Here is a 16,589-nt window from a genome sequence, read left to right as displayed (position 1 = left end):
CAAAATTTTTGAATATTCCATCTTATAAATTGGAAAATGGTAAGTTTATTTCAGGGTATATGTACGGAAAGCTCACCTATCAGTGTCCAACTGTTGAAAAAGATGGAATAAATGATAGCGAAATTTTAGCCTATATTCAAACTTATGATGGAAAATTGCTTCCATCTATTACCTTAAGAAAATTGGGCGGCTATGTTATGTATGTTTCAATTCCTTTAGGATATTTGAAGGCATATTCTGATGATTTTCCGTTAAGAACATTTATTTCATTTTTCCTTTTCAAAATTGTTAAAGCACCACACATTTTAGGTACTCCTTATGGTATTCCTGGACTTGTTGTAAATTTGCATATAGATTCAAATATTGACTATAAATCTATTCCATATCTTGAAGAAAAAGGTTTTTTAAATAAAGAAATTGAATATTCAATACATATTTGTGCTGGTGATTTTAGAGATTATCCTCAAGATAATTTAGGTTTCGATGCATGTGGAAAAGGAAGGGATTTAGTTATAAAGCTTTCAAAGTATGGAGTAATTGGAGATCACGGTGGATTTGCACACAATTACTTTTCCTCTCTTCTTAACCAAAATTTGCTCACAAAAGATGAAATTAAAAACTTTATCGATAAAAATACTCAATGTCTTGAAAGCATTGTAAAGTACAAAATTAGGGAATACTCTGCGCCTAATGGGGTTCATCCTAGAGTTGTAACGAGCATTCTTGAGGAAGAAGGTTTTAACTCTTATTATTATACAGGTGACAATTCGTCGGTTCCAAATAGAACATTTCTTGCTGGATCAATGGTTTCAAAACAAGTCATTGCTTTTCCAATAACATCTTATAAGGAATATGCTTCTTTATACGAAATGTATAAAGGGGGAGTTCCAGAGACTGAAGTTGAAAACTTTTTAAAAGATTTAGTAAATTATGCTATACAAACTAAAACAATAAGACTCTTTTATTCACATCCTTATGATTTTCCACTGTATGAAAATGCCTTACTAAGTTTTACAAAATATGCAATTTCGCTTTCCAAAAGTAAAGAAATACAAATCAAACCTATGAGTTATTTTGCAGATTTCCTTCTAAATCTTTTTAATGCAAAGTTTGAGATTAATGTGGGGAAAAATTTAATCTATTTGAGTGGAAATTCTTTAAAAGGATTCGTTGTTGCATTGCCGAAAGAATTTATTATTAAAGGTGTTATAAGTGGTGTAAAAATTGAAAATGACGAAGATTATACATATATAAAAGTCTTAGATAGTTATAAAAGCCAAAAATTAGTAATACCTTTTGAATTCAAAAATTAATTTGCAAAAAATACCAAAAAATATAAAATTGTTTGAGGTGATAAAATGGATTTATTTGATAAATGTTATAACCCGAAAGAAAATAGCGCACTTTACGATGCAAAGGTTGCAGAAGAAAAGGGTCTTTATCCATACTTCTTACCCTTTGAAGGAACAGAAGGCACTGAAGTGCTATATAAAGGAAGAAAAATAATTATGCTTGGCTCAAATAACTATCTTGGACTCACGCACCATCCTAAGGTAAAAGAAGCCGCAAAAAAGGCCATTGATGAATATGGGACATCTGCAACTGGATCCAGATTCATGAATGGCACTTTGAAAATTCATAGGGATTTGGAAGATGCACTTTCAGAATTTTTAAATAAGGAAGCAGTGATAGTTTTCTCAACAGGATATCAAACAAATCTAGGAACAATCTCTGCACTTCTTTCCCCGAAAGACTATGCAATAATGGACAAAGAAGATCACGCTTCAATTGTTGATGGATGGAGTATGTCTCATGCAAAATTTGCAAGATTCAACCATAATGATGTTAAAAGTCTTGAGAATGTTTTATCAAAAATCCCAGATGATGCAGGAAAACTAATTGTTGTCGATGGTGTTTATTCAATGGCAGGAGATATTGCACCACTGCCAGAAATTGTTGAATTAAAAAATAAATATGGAGCCCGTTTAATGGTTGATGACGCACACTCGATTGGTGTATTAGGAAGAAATGGGCGTGGTACTGCAAACCACTTTAATCTTGAAAATGAAGTAGATCTTATAATGGGAACTTTTAGTAAATCATTTGCAAGTTTGGGTGGATTTATCGCAGGCGATAGAGAAGTCATTAATTATATTAAACATTATGCGAGACCTTTTATCTTTTCGGCAGCAATGACTCCTGCATCAGCTGCCGCAGCACTTGCAGCGCTTCAAATAATGCAGGAAGAACCAGAGCGTATTGAACATCTTTGGAATATTGCAAATAGGATGAGAAAAGGTCTTAAAGAGTTGGGGTTTGATATAGGCGCAAGCAATACACCGATAATTCCTGTTTATATAAGGGACAAATGGAAAACTGTTATGATGTGGAAGGAATTATTTGAACTTGGTGTTTATACAAATCCGGTTTTTCCTCCCGCAGTGCAACCAAACGACTCACTTCTTAGGACAAGCTATATTGCAACACATACAGAAGAACAAATTGACAAGGCACTTTCAATCTTTGAGAAAGCAGGTAAGAAGTTAGGGATAATATAAAAAGTAGAATAAACATCTAAAACTCTATTAATATAGAAGCATTTCTATTAATTTGATGTGTAAAAGCCTCTTTAAATCATAAGAAAGGGGCACCTTTTTTCACTTACCCCAAAATCAAAATCAATATTTGGGGGGAGTATTGAGGGGGCGGTTTGTTGCCCCCTCAAAATGGTTGTCATTCCGAAGTGGCATCGAAACGAGGAATCTCCGAATTTCAATGAATTGATATACTTTTCTTTTTAAGCTCCTTAAAAAGAGATATTCTGCTAATTCCGTAGCGACAAATCAGTGGGATTAGAGGGGAAAACTTCCCCTCTCTGTTGTGATTTTATTTTTTATTTTCTTACAACTATATGAACCGCTTCTCCTAATGGGACTTTCACTGCTTCCATTACTGCTTCTGGAAGTGTTGGATGCGTGTGAATTGTATCTGCAACATCCTTCAACGTTAATTTATTCTTTATTGCCAAGGCAAGTTCTGATATCATTACTGAAGCTTCGGGTCCTATGATTTGTGCACCAATAATTTCCTTTGTGTCACTTCTTGCAACAACCTTAACAGTACCATCTGTTGCGTTCATTGAAACTGCTTTTCCATTTGCTGTAAACGGAAATTCTCCTGTTACAACATCAATTCCATGTGTCTTTGCCTCTTCTTCTGTTAAACCTACGGAAGCAATTTCTGGTGTTGTAAATATTGCCCAAGGCACAACTCGATAGTCCATCTTTGTATCATGTCCTGCAATAATTTCTGCAACGACTTCTCCTTCTTTCATTGCCTTATGAGCAAGAAGAAGACCACCTACAACATCTCCAATTGCGTAATGGTGTTCAATATTTGTTCTTAAATATTCATTAACTATTATTCTTCCTTTTTCGGTTTGAATGCCAACTTTTTCAAGGCCGATATTATCGGAATTAAGCTTCCTACCTATTGATACAAGTACCTTTTCTGTTTCAAGCACTTCGCCATTCCCCAGTGTTAGATAAACTTTATTATCTTTTACATCAATACTTTCAATCTTTTGTCCTAATTTAAACTCTATGCCTCTCTTTTGGTATATCCTCTGTATCAGTGTTGTAAGTTTTTTATCCTTAAGAGTTGGAACAACCGTTTCCATCATTTCTACAACTGTTACTTGTGTTCCAAATGAGTTAAAGAATGTTGCAAATTCCATTCCTATTGCCCCAGCACCAACAATTATCATTTTTTTAGGATATTCAGTAAGCTCAAGTGCATCATCTGAAGTGAGAACATTTACATGGTCAATTTTAAAAGTAGGAATCATAGCAGGCTCAGAGCCTGTTGCGATAACTATATCTTTACCTTTATAAATTTCTTTGCCCTGTGCTGTTTCAATTTCAACGGTATTTCCGTCAATAAGATAGCCTCTTCCGTATTTAATTTCGACTTTTCTTGCTTTAAGAAGAAAGTCTACTCCTGAAACAAGTTTTTTAACAACCGTTTCTTTCCACACCTTTATTCCTTTTGGATCGAATGAAACGTGATTTACTGTAATGCCGAAGATTTTTGATTCATGTGCTTCCCTATATATATCGGAAGCTTTGAGTATCGCCTTTGTTGGGATGCACCCTCTATTGAGACATGTACCACCCAAGACTCTATTTTCTACTATCAAAACCCTTTTTCCTAAGTCTCCAAGCCTTATTGCTGATACATATCCTGCAGAGCCTGATCCAATCACAATAACATCAAATTCTTCCATTTTTCACCTCCAATAAATTATAATGGAAGGAAAGGAATTTCCTCTCCAAGTTTTTCTAAGAAATGATTTTTGGCTCCTTTTCTACAATTTCCGCAAACTCATCGTAAGTTAAAAGAGGAACTAAACTTTCGCTCTCATCAAATCCACGTGCAATGAAATCATCCTTTAATGCGTAAAGTTCAACCTCGTCTTTAACCAAGGTTTTTATATCTTTTTCAACGGCAAACAGGATGCCATCTTGAATAAAAACTACTTTATCTTGAGGAAGAGCAATTTCTAACAATAAATGTGCAACTTGATAATCTGGGGATTTTTTATAACCCTTTCATCAAGCGTGTAGTTTGGTTTTAATTCAGCCATTTCTAAATACCTCCTTTTGTAAATATTTTTAACAAAAGGGGACAAAAGCCCCCTTATTTAAGAATTTCAAAAACTACTTTGCGCCAAATTGCTCTAAAGCATCAAGGACTAGTCTGATGTAAGCAATTGATGGACCGCCGCCCATAAGACCTGCAACTTCTGCTGCCTCAAGGATCTCAGCTCTTGTTGCACCTGCCTCAATTGCATTTTTCACATGGAGAGCAATGCAGTAGGCACAGTGTGCTGCAATACCAAGTGCAATAGAAATAAGTTCTTTCTCTTTGGTTGAAAGTGCTCCTGGTTTTTCTGCTTCCTTGATAAGTCCCATTACAGCGTCAATGTAACCCTTGTCAAACTCTCCGAGTTGTTTAGCGGTTTTCATAAAATCTTCAACCATTTGTTTTGCGTCCATACGCAACCTCCCTTTAAAAATTTTTATTTATAATGTTTTCTTCCGTCGGGAAGAAAACCAGTAAAATTGTCTATCAGAAATATCTGTTCTAAATTCTTCTGTGCTAAAAAGCACCAATTCATTAAATTGTTCGTACTTAATCATTCTATTCACACTTATATTATATACATATTTTAAAATTTTGCAATACTTTTTGAGTAAAATTTCACTAATATCATTATGAAATTATCAATATAGTGTTTAAGCCATGTAATTTGAATGGTAAATAACAAAGTTGACTCTAAAAATTAAGAAAGAACTTTATTTTACCAAGCATTTGCTTTTTCACAATTTCACAAGAGGTAAGACGTTTGCTTGACTAATATAAAAAAAATTTTAAAATAGTTGAGGTAGGCATAAAATTAGGTGAAAGGTGGTGAAAAATGGAAAAAGCAAACTACCTAAGTAAGGTTATCTTTGAAACGATTGTTTTATTCCTTACATGGATTTTACTTACTGAAAGTTTTGCAACCTCAGAATTAATTTTTGGATTCCTTATTGCGTTTGTCATTTCAATTGGCACGGCAGATCTCTTTACAGAACACGGTCTTGCTCATTTAAATCCAAAAAAGCTATTTTATCTTATTATTTACATTCCTTACTATCTCTATCAAGTTGTTAAGGCGAATGTTCAGGTTGCAATGATTGTCCTTAATCCATCTCTTCCTATAAAACCTGGAATTGTTAAAGTTAAGACAAAATTAAAAACGGATGCAGGTAAACTTGCCCTTGCAAATTCAATTACACTTACACCAGGGACTATTACTATGGATGTTGTGGGGGATGAACTTTTTATCCATTGGATTACTGTGGACGATGAAAGCGTTGAAGGCGCAACTGAAAGTATTGTTTCGCCTTTTGAAAAATTTTTGAAGGAGATTTTCTCATGAAAGTGGTAGATTTGATTTATTTGGGCTTGCTTGCACTTTCAACGATTCTTATGATTGTGCGACTCGTAAAAGGACCTGACACGGCAAATCGTGCAATGGCATTGGATACTCTTACAACACTTTTTGTTGCACTTTTTGTATTCTTTGCATTGGTCTTTGGAAGGTCATTTTATATGGATGTGGCTGTAGTTTATGCAATTATTTCTTTTGTTGGCGTTCTTGTTGTTGCTCGCTTTATTGAAAGGGGGCTTTGAGATGGGTATTAACGTTATCATCGGCTATACTCTCATGTTTATCGGTGCGTTTTTCTTTCTCCTCTCTGCAATTGGCCTTTTGAGACTTCCTGATCTATACACAAGAATGCAGGCTGCAACAAAAGCAACTACGCTTGGAGCAATTTCCTCAATTATTGGAATAGGACTTATGAAGGAGGATATTCTTATAAAATCAATAATTCTTGCAACATTTATTATTCTTACTGCACCTATTTCGGGTTCAGCACTCATTCGTGCAGGATACAAGGCAAAATCCCCAATGACTGACAAAACTGTGGTTGATAAGTTCAAAGAGAAAGAAGGTGAATGACGATGAATATTTATATTCTAATTTTCTCTTACCTTCTTCTTGTACTTACGATAATTCTCTCCATTCTTGCAATACACGTTAAGGATCTTCTTGCAGCAGTTATATTTATGGGCGGTGGAAGTCTTCTTGTATCTTTGGTATTTTTGCTTCTGCAGGCACCTGATGTAGCAATGTCTGAAGCCGCAATTGGTGCGGCACTTACTATGGCAATTTACATTGTTGCCGTAAAAAAGACGGAGCGGGAGGATAATGATGATTAGAAAAATTGTTTATGGTGTATTTATCCTCATAATTATTGCAGCAATTGCGATTTTTATGTCAAACTACAAATTTGGTGTAGATAAGATGGATGTTGGAAAATACTATCTTGATAATACAGTTCCTCAAACAGGTGCTGCAAATGTCGTTACATCGGTTACGCTTTTCTACAGAGGCTTTGATACCCTTGGTGAAGTAACAGTCCTTTTCACGGCTGCCTTAGGTGTTGCTGTGCTTTACTTTATGGGTGAAAATAAAAGAAAACAAAAACTTCAAGAATCAAATTTCGTAACAAAAATTGGAACACGTGTTGTGTTTCCCTTTATCCTCCTTACAGGCGCTTATATCTTCATGCATGGACATTTAACCCCGGGTGGAGGTTTCCAGGGTGGAGCTCTTATTGCAACAGGATTTCTACTTCTCTACCTTGCATATGAGGAAACTTCAATTGATAGAAAAAAATTCTATCTTGTTGAAGGATTAGGTGGTCTTACGTATGTAATTATAGGACTATTAGGATTTTTTATGAAAGGTTCCTTCCTTGCAAATGTATTACCTAACGGAACTTTATTTGATCTACTTTCTGGTGGTATAATGCTTCCAATTTATATAGGTGTTGGCTTAAAGGTAGGTTCAGAGTTATCCAATATTATTGATGATCTTATGTGTGAAGTGAAGTGCGAAGAAGCTGGAGGTGAAGAATGATTTTCTATATTTCTGCACTTCTCATAATTGGTATTGGCATTTATGCTCTTATTATAAAAAAGAACCTCATAAAGATAATTATAGGGCTTGACCTCATTGAAACAGGTATTAATCTTCTTATTGTTTCAATTGGGTATGTAAACGGAAAAACAGCACCGATATTTTCGAAAGATGTAATGAATGCAAGTCTTATGGTTGATCCTGTGCCTCAGGCTCTTACTCTTACCTCCATTGTTATTGGTGCCTCTGAACTTGCACTTGCTGCGGCATTTGTCGTGCTTCTCTATAGGAAGTACGGCACATTGGATATAAGAAAGATAAGGAGTCTAAGATGGTAAACTTGGCTAATCCAACATTATTGGTAGTTATTCCTCTTTTCTTTGCTTTTCTTTCGATTATCATTTCTCCATTTTTAAAGAAACTCATTAAATTTGTTCCACTCATTGTAAGTGCACTTAATCTTGTTGTCATCTATTTTATTGGAGTAAAAGTTTTGTATGGCTCTATTGTTTTAAGCACAACCGCAGGACTAAACCCCCCATACGTAATAATCCTTGCTGTCGACAAATTGAATTTTATTATTGTCCTTATGGTAAATGTCCTTGGGTTTCTTATTTCTTTTTACAATATCTTCTATATGAAGGAGGAGCCAACAGATAAATTCCACATTCTTTTTACTCTCCTTATCATGGCATCAAGTTGGATAAGTATAACAGGTGACCTTTTTAATGTGTTTGTTGCCTTTGAAGTGCTTTCTCTATCTTCCTTCGGGCTTGTTGGGTATATGCGTAGCAAGGATTCTATTGAAGCAGGTTTTAAATATGTTGTTCAGGGCATTCTTGCAGGTTCCTTACTTCTTATTGGTATTGTTCTTATCTATGCGCAAACAGGAACGCTTAACATGGCACATATTGCTACAAAACTTGATTATGTCGGAAGCCTTGAAAAACTTGTTCCTTATGTATTAATATTCTTTGGACTTGCAGTTGAAGGAGCGCTTTTCCCCTTGAACTCCTGGCTTCCTGATGCACACCCTGCTGCTCCATCAGGTATATCTGCAATGCTTTCGGGTATTGTCACAACAACTGCAATATATGCAATAATACGGGTTACTGTTACTGTATTTAATTATTCTGCATTTATTCCATATCTTTTCATCATTGCACTTCTTACTCTCTTCTTTGGTGAGATTGCTGCATTCTTCCAGAAGGATCTAAAGAGAATGCTTGCATATTCAACAATTGGGCAAACAGGGTTGTTTGTACTTGCTTTTTCTGTTGGAACTCAAGCTTCAATCTCTGCTTCAGTTGCACAGATGGTAAACCATTCATTTTCAAAAGCGGTATTGTTCTTAGTTGCAGGCATCATGATTGAAGCTCAAGGTTCAAGAAATATTGATGACCTTAAAGGCTTTGGAAGAGTAAATATTTTAACATCGATCCTTTTTGTTTTTGCTGCGCTTTCTCTTATTGGAGTTCCTCCGTTCTTTGGGTTCTTCACAAAATTAGCAATTCTTCAGACTTTACTTGATTTTCCAGGTTTTCTTGGATATTTATCCTTTGCACTTGTGCTTTTTGCAGCAATTATAGAAGGCGTTTATTTCTATAGAGTATTTAAGATTCTTTTTGAAAAGAGTGACAAGAATTTCCAAGCAGAAAATCCATGGCTTGTCATTTCGCCATTTATTCTTGTGCTAATATTAGTTATTCTTAGCTCAAGGCCTATGAGTGTCCTTAATTTTACTAATGATATAGCAAATCAATTAATACAAAGAACAATTTATCTAACCTCAGTTTTGGGAGGTTTAAAATGAACTTTTCACTTTTGATGATTTTACTTACGCCAATTTTTGGTGGACTTCTTGCCTATGCTGGTTCTGCATTACATAAAGCGGTGAGAAATATTTTCTTCTTGATATTCCTTATACTTCCATTTTTTGAACTATATCAGTATGCGAATAAAACAATCGATAACTTTTATTATCTCACTGTTCTTGGACAGAGTCTATCATTGGGAATAAATGCTTTATCATTTATGTTATCACTTCTTTTCTCATTAATCTTTCTTCTTGCTGGCATTTTTCTTCTTTTCGAATTTGATAAGTCGGAAGATTCTGATTTAGCTATTCTTGAGTTCTCATTTTTAGAGGGTGCAGTTTTCGGAGTACTTTTTGCAAGAGACATCTTGTCTTTCTTTATTTTCTTTGAAATTATTGCATTAATTATCTTCTTTCTTATCGGTAAAGGTTATGAAGAATCACATAATGCACAACTTAAATATATTACCTGGGCTCTTATTGGTGCCAATTCAATGCTTGCAGCAGTTGTGTTTTTATTCTTTAAAGCGGGAAGTTTTGGTTATGCAGAGATTTCAGGCTATCTTTCAACTGCACCAACCCCAATTGTTTTAATAACGTTCGTCTTATTTGTAATCGGCTTTCTTATCGAAGCTTCGATCATGCCTCTTCATGTATGGGCACCAATTACCTATGCAGAAGCGCCTGATTCTGTTTCTGTTTTGCTTTCCTCAGTTGTGAAGAAGGTGGGTCTTTACTTATTTACAATATTTGTATTCTCGATTTTTGGACTTAATCTCTTTTCAAAAATAATGCCAAGAGTTTTTGAAGCTCCTCTTATTATGTATGTTCTTCAGTGGATTGGTGCATTAACAATCATCATAGGAACATTTGTTGCGATTGTGCAGGAGGATGCGAAGAAAATTCTTGCCTGGTCTTCAATTGCACAGAGTGGTTATATACTTCTCGGTTTGTCGCTTGGAACACCTCTTGGTGTTGCAGGTGGGTTATTACACATTGTAAATCACTCAATTTTTAAAGGAATTCTATTCTTTGTCGTGGGTGGTGTTATATACAGAACTGGCACAAAAAATCTTTCAGAACTTGGTGGACTCATTAAGAAGATGCCAATTTCTTTTATTTCAATGCTTCTTGCAATTATTGCAACTGCGGGTATTCCGCCATTAAATGGATTTGTCTCAAAGTATCTCATTTATGAAGCTTTAATACAAAATAAAGAACCACTACTTTTAACTATTGCACTTCTGGGTGGGACAGGATCATTTATGTATGTTTATAGATTAATACATTCAATATTCCTTGGACAGCTTCCAAAGAAATATGAGGGTGTTAAGGAAGTGCCAATTCTTATGCAAGTACCAATGCTTGTGCTTTCTCTTCTTGCGCTTCTATTTGGAGTTTTGCCGGGAATTCCTATGTATTTTGTTTCTAAAGCTGAGGCATTCCTTGGTTTTGATCCTATAAAATACACTCTTACAGGCTTTCCAGAACAACCAGGACTTCATGCTTTAAACGTTCCTATTATTTCAGCTGCACTCATGGGTGGTTTTGTAGTTGCAGCACTTATCTTCTACCTTCTTCCAAAAACAAGAAGCGTCCATCAACTTGATAATTACTATGCAGGCGAAATTCTAACTGAAGATGTAAAATACAACTATAGTTTTGGCTTCTACAGTTTCTTTGATGACATTATAAAACCCTTCAATGAGTGGAGCATAGATAGAATTTACGAAAACTTTGTAGGTTTTGTAAAAACTGTGGGGGACTATATAAGGAGAATATATACTGGAAATCTTGAAACCTATGTGAGCCTTGGAATCATAATTCTTACGATTTTCTCCCTCATTTACATAATAGGAGGCGTATTATGGTAGAAAAACTTGTTTTAATTTTAACGCCTATTTTTGCCTTTTTTGTAGGTATCTTTCTTGAAGGCTTCAAAAGAAAAATGGTTGCGCGCATTCATAGGCGATACGGTCCGCCATTGCATCAGCCTTTACTTGATATCATCAAACTTCTTTCAAAAAAAGAGAATATCTCTCACGGTGTGATGTTTGATCTTGGACCAGTTATTTTTGTCGGTGCTTCAATTTTAACTGTGCTATTCCTTCCTCTTCCTCACTTTAAGCAACTTACACCTTACGGGGATCTTATTGCATTTCTTTATATTATGGTAATTGGATCTCTTGGTATGGCGCTTGGTGCAGGTGAGTCCGGAAACCCAAATGCATCCATTGGTATTGCAAGGGCATTGACGCTTATGCTCGGATATGAGCTTCCTCTCATCATTGCAGGAAATACACTTGTTGTAAGATACGGGACAACCGATCTCTATAAATTTATGACACTCCAATCTGGATTCAATTGGAATTTGTTTTTACTTCCATTGACTGCAATTGCTGGATTTATTGCAACTTATGGTGCAATGGGAGAACACCCATTCGATACGGTTGTTGCGCCACAAGAAGTTGCAACAGGACCTATGGTTGAATATGGCGGGAAACATCTTGGACTTCTTATGATAGGTCATGCAATTCAGGTCTATATTGAGACTGCATTTTTCACAATTCTTTTCCTTGGAGGCGCTTCAAACATTTTTACATTTATTCTTAAGCAACTTGGAGTAATTATAGTAATGACATTGTTTGATACGGTTTTTCCTCGATTTAGAATTGAAAATGCTGTTAGGTATTTTTGGAGATGGCCAACTTTAATTGCCCTTTTAGGTCTTTTGATAGTCTATATAGGAGGTAAGTAATGGAACTACAGGAAACATTGGAAGAGGGTTATGTTGAAATACTTGATCATTTGAGAAAGCGTTCTCTTTGGATGCTTCAATATTGCACTGCTTGTGGTGCAGTAGAACTACCTCCCACAATTACTTCTCGTTTTGATGCGGAAAGGTTTGGTATAGCCCCATTTGTAACCTCAAGGCAATCAGATATTCTCCTTGTAACAGGTTACATAAACATAAAAACTCTTAAAAGACTTGTAACTGTTTATGAGCAGATGCTTCCACCAAAATATGTAATTGGATTTGGTTCTTGTACTATAAATGGAGGCATATACTGGGACTCTTATGCAGTAGTTAAAAGGTTAGATTTGTATTTGCCTGTTGATGTGTATATTGCAGGCTGTATGCCAACCCCTATGGCTGTACTTGAAGGATTTAGGACACTTATGAAACTCATTGATGAAGGAAAGGCTAACGGTTGGAGAAAGTATATTGAAAATTATGATTACTATAAGGCAAATCAAAGGAAGGTGCTCAAATGGTAGAAGAGATTAAGAAAGTTATAAAGGGTGAGATCTTAGAAAAAAGCCCTCAAAGGATTATTATTAAGGTAAAGAACGATTCCTTTTCTTCTACGCTCAATGCTTTAAAAGGCCTCTCCTTCAAGAGACTTACGCTTTTTACAGCAGTTGATTTTGTTAAGGACAATCAATTCGAACTTGTTGCGCTTGTCTATTCCAATGAAAACAAGATTCTTGCTATAGTGAAGACGCGAATTCCAAAGGAAAATCCTGAAATTGAAACTATAACAAATATTTATCCAAATGCTTTCAAGTACGAGGTTGAGCTTGGAGAGATGTTTGGGATTAAGGTTATAGGAAATCCAGACTCAATGAAGCCATTTCTCCTTGAAGGGTGGGAGGATTTACCGCCTTTGAGAAAAGATTTCGATTCAATTAAGTACGCAACTGAGCACTATGAGGCAAGGAATGTGGAGGTAAAGTATGATTAAGGAATATGAACTGAATATAGGTCCAAACCATCCAGGGATCCATGGTAATTTCTCAGTCCACCTAAAACTTGAGGGAGACACAATAGTTGAGGCAAAAGGTAATTCTGGGTATCTACACAGAGCATTTGAAAAATTAATGGAGCAAAGGACATACCTTCAAAACCTTGCTCTTATACCAAGAATTTGTGTTCCAGAGCCTGACATAAATGAGGCTGTTTATTCAATGGCAATTGAAGAACTCATGGGAGTTGAAATTCCGGAACGCGCAAAATTTATAAGAACTATTGTACTCGAAGCGGCACGTGTGAATGCTTTGCTTTTCCATTTTGGAGGCACAGCTGCTATGCTTGGTAACTACACTGTTAACTACTGGGCAGTTGCAGACAGAGACCTTATGCTTGATATATTTTTAAAGCTTTCTGGAGCAAGAGTTTATCATATGTATATTTGGCCAGGTGGAGTAAGAAGGGATACTTATCCAGGCTTTGAGGACGATGTTTTAGGTTTTGTTAAGTATATGAAAGACCGCCTCATTGAGTACGATAACCTCTTCTTTAAAAATCCAATGTTTATGCACAGGGCAAAGGGACTTGCAAAGATTACAAAGGAAACCGCACTTCAAATGGGTGTCACTGGACCAAATTTAAAAGCAACAGGCGTTAAGGTTGATGTAAGGAAGGATGAGCCATATGCTGCTTATCCATATCTTGATTTTGATATACCCGTTCTTGATGATGGTGATGCTTGGGCAAGAGAAATTCAAAGAAGACTTGAGCTTGAATTATCTTTAAATCTAATCGAGCAGGCTGTAAAGAAGATGCCAAAAGGCGATGTATGGAAAAAGATGCCAAATCCATTCAAATGGGTAATACCAGAAGGTGAGGCATACGCAAGGGTTGAATCTTCAAGAGGCGAATACGGATTCTACTTTGTCTCAGATGGGACAGATAAGCCATACAGAGTTTCTGTAAGAGGTGTTTCTATGCCTCATATGTATCCTCTTGCAGAGGAGTTATTGGTTGGGCAGAAGTTATCCGATGCTCCATTTATTTTGGAAACACTTGATATTTGCCCGCCTGAAATTGATAGATGAGGGGTGTTGCGATGGAAAACAAAGAATATTTTGAAAAAACAAGTTATATTGGTGCTTTAACCTCAACAAAGTATATCTTTAAGAAACCCGTTACTGTGCAGTACCCTAAAGAAAAGCTCAACCTTCCGGAGCGTTATCGAGGTTTTCATGTAAATGATCTTGATAAATGTATTGGCTGTGGAAACTGCATGAGCATCTGTCCATGTCAAGCAATCACAATGGATGATCCTAAGGCATTTCATCTTGTAAATCCAAAAGAAGGTTCAACACATTTAAGACCGAGAATTGATTACGGAAGGTGCTCTTACTGTGGCTTGTGCGTTGAGGTCTGTCCTACGGGATCTTTAAAAATGGAAAGAAACCTTATATTTACTTCCCAAGATGGCGATGCGTTTGTTTGGTTTCCAGCAGAGGAGAGAAGAACCGCAGAAAATGGTTTCACACAATTGAACGAGATTACACCTCTTGAACTTGAAAAAGTTCCAATGCCTGAGCTTGAACCAGATGTAAGGAAGAAGACCTTCGAAGAACTCATCCTCGGATTCTCAGAAGAAGCCGCAATAAAAGAAGCAGAGCGTTGCCTTGGCTGTGGTATCTGTATGCAAGGATGCCCTGCACATATGAAAATTCCTGAATACATCGATGCGATTTTTAAGAAAGAATACGAGATTTCTGTTAAATACATGCTTGAGGATAATGCGCTTCCTGGTATTTGCGGAAGAATTTGTACCCACAAGTGTCAGGATGATTGTGTCTACAATTACCGTGGCGATGCAGTTCAAATTATGTGGCTTAAGCGATTTGCAACTGATATGGTGAAAGACTATAAAGTTTCAGATCCATACATGTTCCCAAAAACTGGAAAGAAAGTCGCAGTAATTGGTTCAGGTCCATCGGGACTTTCTGCCGCATACTATTTGACACTTATGGGGCATTCTGTCACAGTGTTTGAAAAGCGTTCTGTTCCTGGTGGCGCTTTGGGACTTGGTATTCCTATGTATAGGCTTCCTGTCTATGAAATTGATAAAGAAGTGGGACACTTAAAAGACCTCGGTGTAGAATTTAAATTCAATACTGAAGTTGGGAAAGATGTTCTTTTTGAAGATCTTATGAGAGATTATGATGCAGTTTATATTGGTGTTGGTCTTTCTTATGGAAGGGCGATAAATCTTAACGGAGAGGATACGCCATTTATAATTCAGGCAATTGACTTCCTCAGACAAGTTAAGGTTGAAGGCAGAAGAGATGTTCCCAAGAAGGTTATTGTTATTGGTGGTGGAAATGTTGCAATGGATGTTGCAAGAACAGTTGTAAGGTTGCATGAGATTAACTACGGTGGCATCGATACAAAGGTACAAACTGTTTCTCTTGAAGACTGGGATATTATGCCTGCATCAAAAGAGGAAATTGAAGGTGCACTTGAAGAAGGTGTCATATTTAACCCAGGATGGGGTCCAAAAGAGGCGGTTTTTGAGAATGGAAAATTAAAGGGCCTCATTGTTAAGAAGGTAAAGTCTGTTTTCGATGAGCAGAGAAGGTTTAATCCAACATTCTATGAAGATCAAACACTATTCCTTGAAGGAGATTACATTATTGAAGCAGTAGGTCAAACAACAAACCTATCCTTCATTCCAGAACATCTTATGCAACAACTTAAGTTTACACCACGTAGGCGTATCTGGGTTGATGAGTTTGGTGAAACTTCAATTTCAGGTGTATTCGCAGGCGGAGATCTTGTTGAAACTTCGCTTGGAAATGCAATTTCAGCTATTGCAAATGGTCACAGGGCGGCAATTGGTATTGATTTCTACTTAAGGAATGTCAAAGGAGGAAAAAATGATTAACCTCAAAGATCAAATTACTTTTGGAGAACCAGTACTCGATAGGTTTTTTAATGGTTATTCACCACACGAATATCTCCTTGTGAGATTTGCAAATAAGGTTGGATTTATAACTGTATCAAATCTTTTTACTGTTGTTACAAAGGCTTCTGTTCCTAATGCAACAGAGCGAATGCTTTCAAAAGCAGAGGATATCTGGATTAAAGATATACAAGATGAAATGTTTGTCTATTCCTTCAATAGTTTCTCAAGAGTACTTAAAATAGTGAGAAGAAGAATTTATGAGCCTATTTATAAAGTGAAAACTGAAAGGTATGAGACAATTGTTTCTAAGAGTCATAAATTTGTAAAGCTTATTGAGGAAGAAGAATATTTGGTTAAAGCATCTGATCTTAAAGAAGGAGATAAGTTATATGTTCATTCTCTTTCTGGCGCAAAGGTAGAGACGGTTCTTCAAGTACAGCAAATCGAGCCAAACTTTTTACATGTTTACGGTGTTTTGACAGAGGACTTTGGAGCCTTCGTAAATGGAATTTTTGGAAAGTCTTACTAATTTTTT

General features: G+C 36.1%; 19 protein-coding genes and 1 pseudogene. 16 read left to right on the top strand and 4 right to left on the bottom strand.

Features of this window, described 5'->3' with window-relative positions:
* Window positions 1–1,313 (top strand): polysaccharide deacetylase family protein (locus ACP5SP_RS03300; RefSeq protein ID WP_428076032.1); only part of this gene is annotated, 1,313 nt, incomplete at its 5' end.
* A gap of 45 nt (window positions 1,314–1,358) precedes the next feature.
* A complete protein-coding gene (locus ACP5SP_RS03295; protein ID WP_424596888.1) occupies window positions 1,359–2,558 on the top strand; it encodes an aminotransferase class I/II-fold pyridoxal phosphate-dependent enzyme in 1,200 nt (399 codons plus the stop codon).
* A 335-nt stretch (window positions 2,559–2,893) separates the two neighbouring features.
* Here ACP5SP_RS03295 and lpdA read toward each other — a convergent pair whose 3' ends face one another.
* The 4 genes and pseudogenes from lpdA to ACP5SP_RS03275 all read right to left on the bottom strand — a co-directional run bounded on the left by lpdA (window position 2,894) and on the right by ACP5SP_RS03275 (window position 5,210).
* Window positions 2,894–4,285: a dihydrolipoyl dehydrogenase gene (gene lpdA / locus ACP5SP_RS03290; RefSeq protein ID WP_428076031.1), complete on the bottom strand. Its 1,392-nt coding sequence runs from the start codon at window positions 4,283–4,285 to the stop codon at window positions 2,894–2,896.
* A gap of 55 nt (window positions 4,286–4,340) precedes the next feature.
* Window positions 4,341–4,586: pseudogene (gene tusB, locus ACP5SP_RS03285) on the bottom strand (sulfurtransferase complex subunit TusB); the annotation flags it as partial.
* Between the two features lie 132 nt (window positions 4,587–4,718).
* Window positions 4,719–5,057 carry a carboxymuconolactone decarboxylase family protein gene (locus ACP5SP_RS03280; protein WP_416085073.1) on the bottom strand — a complete coding sequence of 113 codons (339 nt, stop codon included), beginning with the start codon at window positions 5,055–5,057 and terminating at the stop codon, window positions 4,719–4,721.
* Window positions 5,058–5,084: 27 nt separating this feature from the next.
* The gene (locus ACP5SP_RS03275; RefSeq protein ID WP_424587179.1) at window positions 5,085–5,210 is read right to left on the bottom strand and encodes a hypothetical protein; all 126 of its coding nucleotides are present in this window, start codon (window positions 5,208–5,210) and stop codon (window positions 5,085–5,087) included.
* A 269-nt stretch (window positions 5,211–5,479) separates the two neighbouring features.
* On the opposite strand from ACP5SP_RS03275, the gene ACP5SP_RS03270 reads away from it, so the two are divergent.
* The 14 genes from ACP5SP_RS03270 to ACP5SP_RS03205 are packed head-to-tail and all read left to right on the top strand — an operon-like array spanning window position 5,480 to window position 16,583.
* Window positions 5,480–5,986, top strand: coding sequence for a Na+/H+ antiporter subunit E (locus ACP5SP_RS03270; RefSeq protein WP_416085075.1), 507 nt, complete (start codon window positions 5,480–5,482; stop codon window positions 5,984–5,986).
* On the top strand, window positions 5,983–6,240 hold the full coding sequence (locus ACP5SP_RS03265) for a monovalent cation/H+ antiporter complex subunit F (protein ID WP_424596794.1): 258 nt from the start codon (window positions 5,983–5,985) through the stop codon (window positions 6,238–6,240). The genes ACP5SP_RS03270 and ACP5SP_RS03265 overlap by 4 nt, the downstream gene beginning before the upstream one ends.
* Window position 6,241: 1 nt before the next feature.
* Complete coding sequence (gene mnhG / locus ACP5SP_RS03260; protein ID WP_416085077.1) at window positions 6,242–6,571, top strand: monovalent cation/H(+) antiporter subunit G; 330 nt, start codon at window positions 6,242–6,244, stop codon at window positions 6,569–6,571.
* Window positions 6,572–6,573: 2 nt separating this feature from the next.
* The gene (locus tag ACP5SP_RS03255) at window positions 6,574–6,831 is read left to right on the top strand and encodes a hydrogenase subunit MbhD domain-containing protein (protein ID WP_416085078.1); all 258 of its coding nucleotides are present in this window, start codon (window positions 6,574–6,576) and stop codon (window positions 6,829–6,831) included.
* Complete coding sequence (locus tag ACP5SP_RS03250; RefSeq protein WP_424596793.1) at window positions 6,824–7,534, top strand: Na(+)/H(+) antiporter subunit B; 711 nt, start codon at window positions 6,824–6,826, stop codon at window positions 7,532–7,534. The genes ACP5SP_RS03255 and ACP5SP_RS03250 overlap by 8 nt, the downstream gene beginning before the upstream one ends.
* A complete protein-coding gene (locus ACP5SP_RS03245; protein ID WP_416085080.1) occupies window positions 7,531–7,872 on the top strand; it encodes a sodium:proton antiporter in 342 nt (113 codons plus the stop codon). Before ACP5SP_RS03250 ends, ACP5SP_RS03245 begins: the two co-directional genes overlap by 4 nt.
* Window positions 7,866–9,347: a complex I subunit 5 family protein gene (locus ACP5SP_RS03240; RefSeq protein WP_428076030.1), complete on the top strand. Its 1,482-nt coding sequence runs from the start codon at window positions 7,866–7,868 to the stop codon at window positions 9,345–9,347. Before ACP5SP_RS03245 ends, ACP5SP_RS03240 begins: the two co-directional genes overlap by 7 nt.
* Window positions 9,344–11,224: a proton-conducting transporter membrane subunit gene (locus ACP5SP_RS03235; RefSeq protein ID WP_424586523.1), complete on the top strand. Its 1,881-nt coding sequence runs from the start codon at window positions 9,344–9,346 to the stop codon at window positions 11,222–11,224. Before ACP5SP_RS03240 ends, ACP5SP_RS03235 begins: the two co-directional genes overlap by 4 nt.
* Complete coding sequence (locus tag ACP5SP_RS03230) at window positions 11,218–12,108, top strand: respiratory chain complex I subunit 1 family protein (RefSeq protein ID WP_424586524.1); 891 nt, start codon at window positions 11,218–11,220, stop codon at window positions 12,106–12,108. Before ACP5SP_RS03235 ends, ACP5SP_RS03230 begins: the two co-directional genes overlap by 7 nt.
* The gene (locus ACP5SP_RS03225; protein ID WP_424586525.1) at window positions 12,108–12,629 is read left to right on the top strand and encodes an NADH-quinone oxidoreductase subunit B; all 522 of its coding nucleotides are present in this window, start codon (window positions 12,108–12,110) and stop codon (window positions 12,627–12,629) included. Before ACP5SP_RS03230 ends, ACP5SP_RS03225 begins: the two co-directional genes overlap by 1 nt.
* Entirely contained in the window at window positions 12,623–13,096 is a 474-nt protein-coding gene (locus ACP5SP_RS03220) for an NADH-quinone oxidoreductase subunit C (RefSeq protein ID WP_416085085.1), read from the top strand. Before ACP5SP_RS03225 ends, ACP5SP_RS03220 begins: the two co-directional genes overlap by 7 nt.
* Entirely contained in the window at window positions 13,089–14,189 is a 1,101-nt protein-coding gene (locus ACP5SP_RS03215; protein WP_416085086.1) for an NADH-quinone oxidoreductase subunit D, read from the top strand. Before ACP5SP_RS03220 ends, ACP5SP_RS03215 begins: the two co-directional genes overlap by 8 nt.
* Window positions 14,190–14,200: 11 nt before the next feature.
* Window positions 14,201–16,033 (top strand): FAD-dependent oxidoreductase, encoded by a 1,833-nt coding sequence (locus ACP5SP_RS03210; protein ID WP_428076029.1) that lies wholly within the window; start codon window positions 14,201–14,203, stop codon window positions 16,031–16,033.
* Window positions 16,026–16,583, top strand: a complete 558-nt coding sequence (locus ACP5SP_RS03205) for a Hint domain-containing protein (RefSeq protein WP_424586527.1) — start codon at window positions 16,026–16,028, stop codon at window positions 16,581–16,583. Before ACP5SP_RS03210 ends, ACP5SP_RS03205 begins: the two co-directional genes overlap by 8 nt.
* Window positions 16,584–16,589 lie beyond the last annotated feature (6 nt).

The sequence above is a fragment of the Caldisericum sp. genome, from assembly GCF_049967455.1.
Lineage (GTDB): Bacteria > Caldisericota > Caldisericia > Caldisericales > Caldisericaceae > Caldisericum > Caldisericum exile_A.
Note: the sequence above shows the minus strand (reverse complement) of the source record. Positions and strands in the feature narration are given on the sequence as shown.

What these genes read in the sequence shown, in the direction of transcription:
- ACP5SP_RS03295 (WP_424596888.1), top strand. Translation starts at nt 1,359, where the DNA reads ATGGATTTATTTGATAAATGTTATAACCCGAAAGAAAATAGCGCACTT.
- lpdA (WP_428076031.1), bottom strand. Translation starts at nt 4,285, where the DNA reads ATGGAAGAATTTGATGTTATTGTGATTGGATCAGGCTCTGCAGGATAT.
- ACP5SP_RS03280 (WP_416085073.1), bottom strand. Translation starts at nt 5,057, where the DNA reads ATGGACGCAAAACAAATGGTTGAAGATTTTATGAAAACCGCTAAACAA.
- ACP5SP_RS03270 (WP_416085075.1), top strand. Translation starts at nt 5,480, where the DNA reads ATGGAAAAAGCAAACTACCTAAGTAAGGTTATCTTTGAAACGATTGTT.
- ACP5SP_RS03265 (WP_424596794.1), top strand. Translation starts at nt 5,983, where the DNA reads ATGAAAGTGGTAGATTTGATTTATTTGGGCTTGCTTGCACTTTCAACG.
- mnhG (WP_416085077.1), top strand. Translation starts at nt 6,242, where the DNA reads ATGGGTATTAACGTTATCATCGGCTATACTCTCATGTTTATCGGTGCG.
- ACP5SP_RS03255 (WP_416085078.1), top strand. Translation starts at nt 6,574, where the DNA reads ATGAATATTTATATTCTAATTTTCTCTTACCTTCTTCTTGTACTTACG.
- ACP5SP_RS03250 (WP_424596793.1), top strand. Translation starts at nt 6,824, where the DNA reads ATGATTAGAAAAATTGTTTATGGTGTATTTATCCTCATAATTATTGCA.
- ACP5SP_RS03245 (WP_416085080.1), top strand. Translation starts at nt 7,531, where the DNA reads ATGATTTTCTATATTTCTGCACTTCTCATAATTGGTATTGGCATTTAT.
- ACP5SP_RS03240 (WP_428076030.1), top strand. Translation starts at nt 7,866, where the DNA reads ATGGTAAACTTGGCTAATCCAACATTATTGGTAGTTATTCCTCTTTTC.
- ACP5SP_RS03235 (WP_424586523.1), top strand. Translation starts at nt 9,344, where the DNA reads ATGAACTTTTCACTTTTGATGATTTTACTTACGCCAATTTTTGGTGGA.
- ACP5SP_RS03230 (WP_424586524.1), top strand. Translation starts at nt 11,218, where the DNA reads ATGGTAGAAAAACTTGTTTTAATTTTAACGCCTATTTTTGCCTTTTTT.
- ACP5SP_RS03225 (WP_424586525.1), top strand. Translation starts at nt 12,108, where the DNA reads ATGGAACTACAGGAAACATTGGAAGAGGGTTATGTTGAAATACTTGAT.
- ACP5SP_RS03220 (WP_416085085.1), top strand. Translation starts at nt 12,623, where the DNA reads ATGGTAGAAGAGATTAAGAAAGTTATAAAGGGTGAGATCTTAGAAAAA.
- ACP5SP_RS03215 (WP_416085086.1), top strand. Translation starts at nt 13,089, where the DNA reads ATGATTAAGGAATATGAACTGAATATAGGTCCAAACCATCCAGGGATC.
- ACP5SP_RS03210 (WP_428076029.1), top strand. Translation starts at nt 14,201, where the DNA reads ATGGAAAACAAAGAATATTTTGAAAAAACAAGTTATATTGGTGCTTTA.
- ACP5SP_RS03205 (WP_424586527.1), top strand. Translation starts at nt 16,026, where the DNA reads ATGATTAACCTCAAAGATCAAATTACTTTTGGAGAACCAGTACTCGAT.